This window comes from Mucilaginibacter tolerans (assembly GCF_030519375.1).
In the GTDB taxonomy this organism is placed as follows: domain Bacteria; phylum Bacteroidota; class Bacteroidia; order Sphingobacteriales; family Sphingobacteriaceae; genus Mucilaginibacter.
Map to the genome: position 1 here is coordinate 145,201 of NZ_JAUMKB010000006.1, position 12,339 is coordinate 157,539.

Annotated in this window: 11 protein-coding genes; 6 read left to right on the top strand and 5 right to left on the bottom strand. The window is 43.1% G+C overall.

Going from position 1 to position 12,339, the window contains the following annotated elements; genetic code table 11:
- Positions 1-126: 126 nt before the first annotated feature.
- Together Q3A68_RS10580 and Q3A68_RS10585 are read left to right on the top strand one after the other, a co-directional pair.
- On the top strand, positions 127-657 hold the full coding sequence (locus Q3A68_RS10580; RefSeq protein WP_302901053.1) for a YfiT family bacillithiol transferase: 531 nt from the start codon (positions 127-129) through the stop codon (positions 655-657).
- On the top strand, positions 654-1,292 hold the full coding sequence (locus Q3A68_RS10585) for an HAD family hydrolase (protein WP_302901054.1): 639 nt from the start codon (positions 654-656) through the stop codon (positions 1,290-1,292). The genes Q3A68_RS10580 and Q3A68_RS10585 overlap by 4 nt, the downstream gene beginning before the upstream one ends.
- A 100-nt stretch (positions 1,293-1,392) precedes the next feature.
- On the opposite strand, the gene Q3A68_RS10590 is transcribed toward Q3A68_RS10585, so the two are convergent.
- Positions 1,393-2,730 carry a hypothetical protein gene (locus Q3A68_RS10590; RefSeq protein WP_302901055.1) on the bottom strand — a complete coding sequence of 446 codons (1,338 nt, stop codon included), beginning with the start codon at positions 2,728-2,730 and terminating at the stop codon, positions 1,393-1,395.
- A gap of 75 nt (positions 2,731-2,805) precedes the next feature.
- Positions 2,806-3,186 (bottom strand): HYC_CC_PP family protein, encoded by a 381-nt coding sequence (locus tag Q3A68_RS10595; protein ID WP_302901056.1) that lies wholly within the window; start codon positions 3,184-3,186, stop codon positions 2,806-2,808.
- A gap of 89 nt (positions 3,187-3,275) precedes the next feature.
- On the opposite strand from Q3A68_RS10595, the gene Q3A68_RS10600 reads away from it, so the two are divergent.
- Positions 3,276-4,118: a DUF2911 domain-containing protein gene (locus Q3A68_RS10600; RefSeq protein ID WP_302901057.1), complete on the top strand. Its 843-nt coding sequence runs from the start codon at positions 3,276-3,278 to the stop codon at positions 4,116-4,118.
- Positions 4,119-4,528: 410 nt separating this feature from the next.
- Here the strand turns inward: Q3A68_RS10600 and Q3A68_RS10605 are convergent, their stop codons facing one another.
- From Q3A68_RS10605 to Q3A68_RS10615, 3 genes are all read right to left on the bottom strand, one after another.
- Positions 4,529-6,241 carry a sodium:solute symporter family protein gene (locus Q3A68_RS10605; protein ID WP_302901058.1) on the bottom strand — a complete coding sequence of 571 codons (1,713 nt, stop codon included), beginning with the start codon at positions 6,239-6,241 and terminating at the stop codon, positions 4,529-4,531.
- 108 nt (positions 6,242-6,349) lie between these two features.
- Positions 6,350-6,547, bottom strand: a complete 198-nt coding sequence (locus tag Q3A68_RS10610) for a hypothetical protein (protein ID WP_302901059.1) — start codon at positions 6,545-6,547, stop codon at positions 6,350-6,352.
- Positions 6,548-6,607: 60 nt separating this feature from the next.
- Positions 6,608-9,070: a PIG-L family deacetylase gene (locus Q3A68_RS10615; protein WP_302901060.1), complete on the bottom strand. Its 2,463-nt coding sequence runs from the start codon at positions 9,068-9,070 to the stop codon at positions 6,608-6,610.
- A gap of 197 nt (positions 9,071-9,267) precedes the next feature.
- Between Q3A68_RS10615 and Q3A68_RS10620 the strand changes: the two genes are divergently transcribed.
- From Q3A68_RS10620 to Q3A68_RS10630, 3 genes are read left to right on the top strand one after another with little or no spacing between them, the layout of a single operon-like run.
- Positions 9,268-9,918 carry a TetR/AcrR family transcriptional regulator gene (locus tag Q3A68_RS10620; protein ID WP_302901061.1) on the top strand — a complete coding sequence of 217 codons (651 nt, stop codon included), beginning with the start codon at positions 9,268-9,270 and terminating at the stop codon, positions 9,916-9,918.
- A 25-nt stretch (positions 9,919-9,943) separates the two neighbouring features.
- The gene (locus tag Q3A68_RS10625; protein ID WP_302901062.1) at positions 9,944-11,266 is read left to right on the top strand and encodes a TolC family protein; all 1,323 of its coding nucleotides are present in this window, start codon (positions 9,944-9,946) and stop codon (positions 11,264-11,266) included.
- Between the two features lie 22 nt (positions 11,267-11,288).
- On the top strand, positions 11,289-12,338 hold the full coding sequence (locus Q3A68_RS10630; RefSeq protein ID WP_302901063.1) for an HlyD family secretion protein: 1,050 nt from the start codon (positions 11,289-11,291) through the stop codon (positions 12,336-12,338).
- Position 12,339: the final 1 nt, after the last annotated feature.

Consider the following 12,339-nt stretch of genomic DNA (forward strand, 5'->3'; position numbering starts at 1 on the left):
GCTAAAATATATGAAAGCTTGCCTCGCACCAAGACAACACATCGCTAAAATTGCTATTTTTACGCGAATGCTTGTTTGTCCTGAACAACATTCACCACATTAATCAACCCACAATCAATTAAAACTATGACAGACGAAGAATTAAGGTACCCCACCGGCAAGTTTAAACCACCCGTTTCGTATACGCAACACGCCATAAATGGTTGGATTAATGACATTAAAACTTTACCCGGCAAAATGCGCAATGCAGTATTGGGGCTTACCGAGCAACAACTGGATACACAATACCGCACCGGTGGCTGGACCATCCGTCAGGTAGTCCACCATGTTGCAGATAGCCACATGAATTCCATTATCCGATTTAAATGGGCATTGACTGAAGAAAAGCCGACCATAAAAGCGTATGAAGAAGCAGATTGGGCATTATTGCCAGATTACCGCCTGCCGGTCGAACCATCGCTTAAAATGCTCGAAGGTATACATCAGCACCTGGTGGCTTTATTCGAAAGCTTTACCGAAGAGCAATGGAACCGTACGTTCGTTCATCCTGAATCGGGCGACACCATACCCTTAAAACGCAATCTTGCAATATACGCCTGGCACGGCAAACACCACCTGGCACATATTACTGAAACCATCAAAAGATTTCAGAATTGAAGATTGACGGACTGATCTTCGACTTGGATGGCACGCTTTGGGATGCGTCTGAATCTTGTGTAAAGGCATGGAATAAAGCATTGCAAAATAAGGGCGTAACGGATTTTGTGATCACTCAGCAACATGCCCATGCATTTGCCGGTAAATTGCTGGATGATATTTTCGCGCAGTATTTCACCTTTTTGCCAAAAGAAGAATACCAGAAAATGGCTGATGCCTACGCTGAGCAGGAAAAATTTCACATGCGTGAACACGGCGGCAAGCTTTATCCGGATGTAAGAGAGCTATTGACCGCACTTGCCAAAAAATATCCGCTTTTTATTGTGAGCAATTGTCTTTCAGGATACATAGAGAATTTTTTAGATCAACATCAGCTTGAACATTTATTTACTGACCATGAATGTTCGGGCACTACCGGCAGACCTAAAGCTGAAAATATAGGAATGATCGTCGATCGAAATCAGTTGAAAAATCCCGTTTATGTGGGGGATACGATGGGTGATTTTGAGGCCGCGAAGAAGAATGAGATACCTTTTATATATGCGGAGTACGGGTTTGGGAAGGTGGATAGCGCTTTATATTCTATCAATCATTTTCAACAAATCCAAGATACCCTCGAAACAATTTATGTATAGTGTCATGCCGAGGCTGTCGACACATTGGCGGGCACAGGCCATTACGCACAACACTTCGACCAGCTCGTTGTGACACCCCTTTATTCTGCTCTCAATTCATTTATCTCGGCGAAATCCTCAAATAAACCTCAAAACCTACCGGCGTGCCGCCATATAGCGTCTTCAGTTCAGAAGGCGATATATTTAAAGTAGATTGAACTCCCGCCGTTAAATTTGTTTTGGCCATAGTTGCCAATATCCGGTTAACACCCAGCGTAAAAGCATTAATAGTAAAATTTGGATTGAGTGGATAAGTGTCAGTCAAGTCCAGCTCATCCGCATCTTTTTTTACATATTCATACCGACCATATACAGCCGTTTTATGCATTTGCCAGCTGCTTTCCAACAATGCCGATGGCAGCGTTTTATGGTTATCTGAGAAATGATTTTGTCCGTAAACCAGTGTAGTAGCTATGAAACTGTCATCGTCCAGCATTTTGGTATAAATGGCTGATGCTGTAAATCTATCCACATTTTGCTGTGGCTCGGCACCTTCAGGGCTATGTATCCAACCGTTTGATACCTGTAATGCCCATTCTTTGGATGGATTGTACGACAAGCGCAATGAGTAAGAATCAAATCTCATGGCATCAAAATTATAGCGGTACTCATCAGGCTCACGACCTGTAAATATTGATCCTTCCAATTTAATATCCTTATACCGGAAACCAAGCGTTGAAGTGCCGAAGGTAATATGTGTAGCATCAGCATAATGATGGGTAAGCGGTGCATCAGGGTTATTCATGGCTGATAAACGATGCATAAATACCGGCGGGCCCAATGCAGGTTCCCCCGGGTAACCGAAAGAAAGGGATACGTCAGCATCCTTAGCTATCCGCTGGGTATAGTTGACACTTAATTCAGCAAACAAGTCGTGCGGGTGTTGCATATCAACCAGCTTCTTTCCCTTGTAGGATTCGCCAGTCTGGAACAATAAAGGATAGCCGCCTGGTCCAACAAGAAAAGGGTCAAACGAGAACATTGTATTTACAGAGAACAATCCCTTTTTTCCTATTTGCCTTTGAGCCATCGCCATCAGCCAGTTGGGTGCATCAATTTTCCTTCCGCTCCGGTGCCCGGAATTAAACAGGTCCTGCTTGTTATATCTCAGGAAAAAACTACCGTGTATCATGGTCATCCACTTTTTCCCGTGAATCATATAGGCATACATCGGCGTTTCATCGGGCACCCACGACGTTCCCGAGCCATCACGGTTCATGGGTAAATCAAGCGAATATTGACTATTCATTTTCATGGACATTGTTGAGCCGGAGTCCATCTTCATATCGCCCATGTCCATGCCTTTCATGGAGGTATCCTTTTTCATGGGCTTTTTTTGAGCAGATGCCGTAGTTGCACCAATGGCAACGAATAATAGAAATATCTTAAATGTTTTCATCGATCATCATTAGTCGTTAAATAATAAATCTGCAGCGATAAAAGACTGCATAAAATCAGGGACGAATAACAGGGATCAGATACGGAAGATGTTGTTTATCAGGAAAAGACGAATACCCGGCGTTTTGGGAGGACCACGTTCGGTTACATTGGCAACTACCGGATTTTGAACAACCGGAGTAAAAATCACGAAGGCAGAAACCGGCAACGCTATCGGGAAGAATTGTGACCAGTGTAAAGGTGAATTGTTTTGATGGGCATCCTTCACCTTTATCTCGATCTTTTGATCTTTGCAGCATTTCATTTTGCTGCTTTGCAGTTTAGTGCAGGAATTAGCCTTAGCATCAACCTTAACAGAAGCCAAACGGTTAAAGCAATAATGCAGGTTCAGCGCAAAGCCCGACACTGTAGTTAAGTACAGCATCGCCAATACCATTATCACCGACCTTTTGAGCATAATACAAACTTAGGGTTTTACATTGTCATTACCAATACCCCACCATCTCGTAGTAATAATTAATATCTTAGTGCCATAAAACCAAAAAAATGAAACGCATTTATTTCTATCTGGCAGCCATGCTGATCGCATGTGTGTCGCAAAACAGCTATGCCCAAAACCTTAAAGTCCCGCAACTGAGCTCTACCCAAACCGTTACGCAGGATCTCGGCTTAGGGCAAATTACCTTAACTTATTCCCGCCCAAACGTACGTGGACGGAAGATATTCGGAAGCCTTGAACCCTATGGAACAGTATGGCGCACAGGTGCCAATGCAGCTACCATCATTAAATTTTCCGACGATGTAACCATTGACGGTAACAAAGTTCCAGCAGGCGAATATGGATTATTTTCCATTCCGGGAAAAGATGAATGGACCGTAATACTAAACAAAACTGCCCATCAATGGGGCGCTTACACCTATAAGCAGTCGGAAGATATTCTTCGCTTTAAAGTGAAGACGGTTAATCATGCTGAGCCTACTGAAACCATGACCATCCAGTTTAATGATGTGGATCAAACCAAGTGCGAGCTGGAAGTAAAATGGGAGAATATTTCTTTCTCATTTCCTATCAGTACCGAGGTTGACAGCAAGATTATGGCCAATATCGATGAGATCATGAACCACGATAAAAAGCCTTATTTTGAAGCTGCGATGTATTATTATGAAAATAATAAGGATTTGAAAAAGGCCCTGGAGTGGATAACCGATGCCGAAAAAACAAGTCCTAATGCACCATTCTACAAGGTTTGGAAAGCGCGCATCCAACTGAAAATGGGCGATAAAACCGGAGCACTCGCTACTGCACAAGAAGGCGTTAAACTGGCTAAAGAACAAAAAGACGCCGAATATCAGCGCCTGAACCAGGCCGTTGTCGATCAGGCAAAATAATTCTCCATCGTGTCATTGCAAGGCGGGTGGCGTGAGCAGCGCAACGAAGCAATCGCTTGCTATACAGGGCGAAGATGCATGGCCGCTCTGTATAGCAAGCGATTGCCACACTGCGTTTGCAATGAGATAGTTTTTTATTTTCCTTCCGCTCCCATCCTGGAAAATCCGGAAAAGGAAGAGGGCAATTTATTTTAAAAGCGCACGTTTTTGTTAAGTAATAATTAATTGGGAAGCTTTCTAATAAAGCAAAAAAAATAGCCGAACCTCGCGTCCCGCTATTTTCCCTAATTAATTTAATGCTATTATTTAACTAAAGGTAAATATAAAAACGATAATTTTAGTCGTGTAACCGGAATGTTACAATATGAAGGCTTATTGACTTAAAGCATAAGGACTTACCTTATAGTATATCAAGCTGATACTTTCCCCTGATTTTCAGCCTCATTCATAAATGCAATGTTGATCAGCCATGCAATGATGATCACCAGGAAACAACCAATGGCATTTAGCCACAAATAAGCGATCACTTCGTAAAAACCCAATATGCAGATAATAATTTCAGTTATTACAGCAGCTATAAATACGGCAGTGCCTTTTATTTTTTTAAGATAGAAAGCCACTATAAAAACGCCCAGTATCGTACCATAAATAAATGATCCCAGCTTGTTGACTGCCTCGAGCAAATTACCCAGCTTGGCCGCATACAAAGCCATCGCAATACACACCAGTCCCCAGAAAACTGTTGCCAGGCGCGAGGCGTTGAGATAAGTCTTATCGGATGCCGCAGGATTAATGACACGTTTATAAATATCCACCACCGTTGTGGAGGCCAGAGAATTGAGTGCACTGGCAGTAGATCCCATAGAGGCCAAAAACACGATAGCTATCAACAAGCCTATCAATCCATTTGGTAAAAAATGGATTACAAAATTCAGGAAGACATAATTGGTGTCGTCGGTGTCGGCCTTACTATTGTTTTTCTTTATCAGGCTTATGGCATTTTTCCGGATGGCTGATTCTAAAGCATCTGCCTGTCTCAAATTATTACTTGCCTTGTTTATTCGTTCTTGGTCTTTGCTGTCCAGCGCTTTCAATAAGTCATCAGCGTTACTTTTTTTCTGCAGAAATGCGAGCGCATATTGTTGCCTGAGATCGTTGTATTGATGGGCGTATTGTCCTGATTTAACCCGGTTTACTTCGTATTTATTAAAGAACAAAGGCGGTTGATTGAACTGGTAAAAAGCAAATACCAAAACACCGATCAATAAGATCAGAAATTGCATCGGTATCTTGATCAGACCATTCATAATCAATCCCATGCGGCTTTGACCTATTGAGCTTCCGGTTAAGTAACGCCCTACCTGGCTTTGATCTGTCCCAAAGTAGGATAACTGTAAGAAGAAGCCGCCAATCAGACCACTCCAAACATTGTAACGGTTACTCGGATCAAATTTCCAATCGATGACATTCATTCGGCCCAGTTTACCGGCTAAATGCAGCGCTTTAGTAAAGCCGACATTTGATGGAAGCAGGCTCACCACCATTACTCCGGCCAGGAACATCCCGAAAAAGATGATGCTCATTTGCAGTAACTGCGTGTAGCTTACTGCCTTTGTACCACCATAAACAGTATAGAATATTACCAATCCGCCAATAAAGAGTGTGGTGTAAACGGTGTTAATATCCAATATAGTGGATAAGATAATAGAGGGCGCATAAATGGTGATCCCGGTGGATAAACCGCGCTGGATTAAAAACAGCGCCGAAGTAAGCGCACGGGTTTTCAGATCAAAACGTTGTTCCAGAAATTCGTAAGCAGTATAAACCTTCAACCGGCTGAAGATCGGCACAAAGGTGATACACAGCACGATCATGGCCGGCGGCAAACCAAAATAGAACTGCACAAAGCGCATCCCGTCAGAATAGGCTTGCCCGGGCGCCGACAAAAAAGTGATCGCACTGGCTTGCGTTGCCATTACCGACAGGCCCACCGTATACCAGGGCATAGAACGGTTACCTACAAGAAATTGGTCGATATTTTGATTGCTGCCACTTTTCCAAACGCCGTAAACTACGATGGTTAAAATGGTAAGGGCTAAAACAATCCAGTCTATCAGGCTCATTTAAAGAGAATGGTGATGAGCCAAAATACGAAAATTAAAAAAACCAGCCATACGATAACGATACCGTAAAACTGGTTCCAGTTTTTTATGAATGAGGGTAATTCAGGATCAGTGTTGTCCACGGCCTCTTACAAATACCGCTACGAAAAGAAGAGCTGTCAATAAACCCAAAACACCACCAACAATGATCCATTTTATGCCAACTTCTAATACTGCGCCTGTCATCAGGCCAAATACCAGTCCAACCAGGTAATATAAATTGGTCACGTTAAATTCTTTTTTCTCTTCTTGATGATGATGTGCCATGGTATGCTTATTTACAACACTGCAAAAGTAATTGTTTCTGTAATGATTGCAATAGTTTTTTTACGGATTAGCTTTCGGCTTATTGATCATATTAATAAACAAACGGTACGCTCCCGGAACACCGGCGGGTAATTGCCTGAAAAATGCCAGCGAGGTATAAATAAAACGCCCTTTACCGTATTGGGTAGTGATCAGCGCGCCATCTTTTGATGATTCGCCGGGATCGGCCATTTGTAGCACCTTCTGGTATTGCGCATCAGCATCTTTGGTAAAGTATAAACCGCGTTCCTGCACCCAGCCGTCAAAATCGGCAGGGGTGATCTTATTAGGGTAGTTCAACACAGGGTTGTTGGGGTCGACCACGGTGATCTTGGCGTTCTCATCCGTCACGCGTTCATTTACTACCTTGAACGGATACGGACCGATATTTTTTGTCACCAAACCATTGCTGTTGTTATACTGCACCAGCAGGTTGCCGCCATTCTTTACATATTCTAACAGTTTAGGCTGCTCAATAGCCAAACGCGGGTCGACATTGTAGGCGCGTACTCCTACGATGATGGCATCATAAACAGACAGATCGCCGTTTAATATCTCATTTTCTGAAAGCTGGTGAACTTCGTAGCCAACTTGTTTCAGGGCTTCAGGGACCAGGTCGCCGGCGCCATTAATGTAGCCGATCTTTTTACCTGCAATTTTCAGATCAAGCTGAACCAGTTTAGCCTGTGCTGAGGGGAAAAGCGTAATGTTAGGGATATGATTATAATGGATGGACAGGATGCCATCTTTATAAGGCGTATTATCGCGGTCGTGGGTTACGGTAGCTTCTAATATACCACTTTGTGATTTGTTGCCTGAAGGCGTAATGGTAAAATCTTGCTCCCATTCATCACCCTTATTTTTATTGGTGAACTGAACCCGCTCCGGACTGATCTTCCATCCTGGAGGCGCATCAAGAGAAATAGCGCCTGAACCGATCTTTTCAAAAGCCTCTAATTTTACCTGAACGGTTTGCGGTTGCTGTGAGTTGAAGATGTAAACCTGGTCCTGAATATTGGCCGTTATCGGCGGGGCGATTTGGACAGGCTGATAAATCTCGCCTTTTGCCGGATCAGTATATTTATAAACCAACTGGCGCTCAAACTGGATTGGTGTTCCTTCCACAATAAACTCGTACTTTACCTTAGGCATATCCGGGTTTTCGGGATTACCTACTTTACGGTCCTCAGAGATGGCGTATGACCCTATGCCATGCGGTTGCTCTAACCAGTATGGTTGGGTAATTTTATCAGCCGGTATTCTGCTGTTAAAAGTTTGCACTTCATTTGCCGGGATAGTTTTTCCACTATTAAAATGCAACCCGTCAACCTGGGATACCTTTACCCTGTCGCTATACCTGTTTATGATCTGCGACCGTACATCGATACTATCGCCTAATCCGTAAGTCTGCTCGGCGGCATAACTTTCAAACCACAAGCCTGCACAAGCGGCAATCAGTTCGCTCACTTCTTTTGTTTTTTGCTCACGCCAATAGGTATCGTCTATCTTTTGAATACGGTCATACAGTTTTACCAATGTAGGAACCGATTTATCTGGATGGTTGGCATCAAATTCCTTAGTGATTTTTTCAATATCTGTACCTATTGCTTCTCCGCCTTTTATGCGCCCCCAGGTGGTGTTCACGCCGTCCAACAGGTCTTTTTCAGGAGCATCACCTTTCATTGTCTTAAAGTATTCGTACGCATCGCCGCGCTGCCTTGCCGAGCCAAAGCCCTGTGTTTTGTGGTTCGAGCGGCTTTCGGCAGCCATTTCGCCGTAGCCTTTACCTAATAAAGGATTGTAAACCCCAACATTCACCTTAAACTGATCAGGCGCTATTGTATTGGTATTGCCGAAGTTGAAGGTGTTCCATAGGATGCGTTTTGGCTGCCAGGTTTGCACATATTTTAATTGTTCAGGAAAGCGTTTCGGATCAGCTGCGGCTGTGAAAGCCTCCTGAGCAAGAATTGCTGACGCGGTATGGTTACCGTGACCGCCTTCACCTGTAGTAGGGAAGCGGCAGATGATCACATCCGGCCTGAACTTGCGGATCACCCAAACCACATCACTCAATATTTTTTCCTTGTTCCAGAGTTTCAGGGTTTCTTCGGGACCTTTAGAGAAGCCGAAATCAAGCGCACGGGTAAAAAACTGTTCTGCGCCATCTACTTTTCTCGCAGCTAAAAGCTCCTGAGTACGGATCAGCCCCAATAGTTCACCTTGCTCATTACCGATCAGATTCTGGCCGCCATCACCCCGCGTCATTGACAGATAACCGGTGCGATAATGCTTTTCCTGAGCCAGGTAAGCAAGCAAACGGGTATTCTCATCATCCGGGTGCGCAGCAACATACAGGACACTGCCTGCGACATCCAACTTCTTAAGATTCTGTTCGATAGTGACAATATCAGTAGGCGGTGCAGTTTGTGCAAAGGCACTACTTGCAACCAACAAAAATATAGGCAGAAAAAGGAAATGTCTCATAAAGAAAAAACAAGGGGTAAGATAGACGGATATTTTTAATACTTCAAATCTAAAACAAAACTGTTACGTTGCTAAATTGTTAAAAACTAATCAGTTGATTGAATTTTTAGACCCTCTTAATCAAATGATTACATTAAGATAACAAAACCCATCTTGACATAATCAATCGATTGATTAATTTTGTGCCATTGAAAGAAATGGATAAAGATAAGATCGATAAAAAGGAACATATCCTTGACGTTGCTGAAAAAGTTTTTTCAGAACTCGGATTTGATGGTGCTTCTACCCGGACAATTTCGGGCGAAGCCGGGGTGAATATGGCGATGCTGAATTATTATTTCGGTTCAAAAGAAGGATTATTCCTGGCAGTTTTTAACCGGAAGATATCAACATTCAGAAACCTATTGCAAAATATCGGCAGCGACGATACCACAACTTCGTGGGACAAGATCGAAAAGTACATCGACCTGTATGTGCAGCGAGTGGTTAACAACAACTGTTTCCAGAAGATGCTATACCAGGAGTTGACCATGCAACGCCGGGGTGATTTGGCCGACCAGATATCGAGCATACTAATGGCCAATGTTTCTGAGCTGAAAAAGATCATACAGGAAGGTATAGATAAAGGCGAATTTAATAAGAGTGTAGATATAGAGTTGGTAATAGCTACTATTTATGGCACAAAAAACTTTATCGTCAATACTCCTCAGCTTACCTCTGCTATGCTGGGATTCGACATTCAGGATGACAAAATACTGGAGGAAGTATTGAAACCCAGAATTGAAGTCTACATGAAAAAACTATTAAGAGCTTACTTAGTGAATGAACATGATAACACAAATAAATAACCCCCTTAATCACCCATTCAAAAAAATGGTGAAACCCCTCTACCGTTTCGCTATTGCGATTATGGTTCCAGGTTTAATGCTAACTTCCGCTGCTTCTGCCCAGGACAGGACACTGACTCTCGACGAAGCGATTAAACTGGGCATCCAGAATAGCAAGGTACTTAAGCTGTCACAGTCAAAAATTGATCAGGCTGTTTCAAAGTACAACCAGGCTAAAGATGAGGTATTGCCTACTGGCAGTGCAAGCTTTGGATACAACAGGGCCGAAATACCTGCCAATCATTTAGCTTTGGGAAAGGCCAGTTTTAACTTGCCGAGCAGCGCCGACGCCTATTTAGGTATTGTATCACTAAAAGAAACCATCTTTGCAGGCGGTAAATTAAAATTAGCCCAGCAATCCACTGATTTGCTGACCAGAGTTTCGCGTTTGGACGCAGACAAGGACAAAGACGAGATCGCTTATGATGTGATCACTTCATTTTACAACCTGTACAAAGTACTGCAAAGCAAAAAAGTTGTTGAGCAGAACCTAAAATCAATCGACGAACAGATCCACCAATCTCAACGCTTTTTTGATCAGGGTTTGGTAACCAAGAACGACGTGCTGCGTTTCCAATTGCAACGCTCAAATGTTGAATTGAACGGCATCGACCTGGAAAGCAACCGCAAGATCATCAACTACGACCTGGACATTCTGTTAGGCTTACCTGAAACTACGCAGATCAATATTGATCAGATCAAAGAAACAGATCGCCAGATTGGTTCAATAAGCAGCTATATTGATACTGCTATGGCAAACCGTCAGGAGGTACAGCAATTGGTACTGCAATCAAAGGTTGCTGATAACAATATAAAAACTATTCATGCCAATCAGTTGCCAACACTGGCGGCATCAGCAGGTGGTTATTATGTAGATGTTTCAGCAAACCCGCTTCCGCAGTCAGGTAAATACATTACCCCGTTGACTGTAGGCTTAACCTTCTCATGGAACTTCTCATCACTGTGGACCAATAAGAACAAAGTGACCGAAGCTAAGATCGAACGCGAACAGGTTTCGATTAACCAGGGCATCACTGCCGATAACATCCGCAAAGATGTAAACCGCAGCTACCAGGGATATGAGGAAGCTTTGAATAAGATCAAATTATTGCAAACCTCTATCGATCAGGCAGGTGAGAATGATAAGATCCTGCAATCGAAATATAAAAACAATGTAGCTTCTGCTACCGACAGGGCCGATGCCGAAACATTATTGTACCAGGCTCAGATCAACCTGGAACTAGCTAAAGCAGATGCAGGCCTTGCTTATTATACGCTCTTAAAATCAACCGGAAAACTTAACAAATAACAAAATTTAACTACCCAATACAATGGCACAGGAACAAGAACCAAAAAAGAAACCGAACAGGGTTATACCTATAATACTTGGCATAATACTCATAGGCGGTATTATATTCGGGATAAAAGAATACATCTACTATGGCAAACACATTGATACCGACGACGCGCAGATTGATGGCGATGTAAGTCCGGTAGTGGCCCGCGTAGGTGGTTATGTAGATAGTATCTTCTTTGAAGAAAACACCCACGTAAATGCTGGTCAGGTTTTAGTAAAAATCGACGACCGCGACTATAAAGTAAAATTAGAACAGGCCTTATCTGCTCAAAAAGGCGCAAGTGCAGGTGTTAATGTCGGTCAGTCACAAATCATTGCGACTGCGGCTAACTCATCAAGCGCCCGTGCACAGGCTGAATCCGCTGCTGCAAGATTAGAGAAAGCTAACAAGGATTATGCTCGTTACGCTAACTTGGTTAAAGACGGATCAATCACCCAGCAACAATTTGACCAGGCAAAATCAGATCGCGATGTAGCTGCTGCTACTTACCGTGCTGCTCAGGACCAATACAAAGCTGCTTTAGAACAGGTTGGAACAAGCCGTAATCAGTTGACTGTAACCAACGTTGGTGTTACTCAACGCCAGGCTGATGTTGACTATGCAAAACTGCAATTGTCATACACTACCGTTACAGCACCATCAGGTGGTATTACCTCTAAAAAGAATATCCAGCTGGGTCAGTTGGTGCAAGCCGGACAAACTCTATTTAACATAGTAAATGATAACAGCCTATATATTACAGCAAACTTTAAGGAAACACAGCTAACCAACATGAAGAACGGTCAGAAAGTAGACATCGAAGTAGATGCTTTCCCTGACTTGAAACTGCATGGCGAGGTTTACAATTTTTCGCCTGCTACAGGTGCTAAATTCTCACTGTTACCTCCGGACAACGCTACCGGTAATTTTGTTAAAGTGGTACAGCGCATACCTGTTAAAATTAAGATCGATGCTGATAAAGAAACACTGGCAAAGCTGCGTCCGGGTATGAGCGTAAACGTTTCTGTAATCTATAAAGACTAAA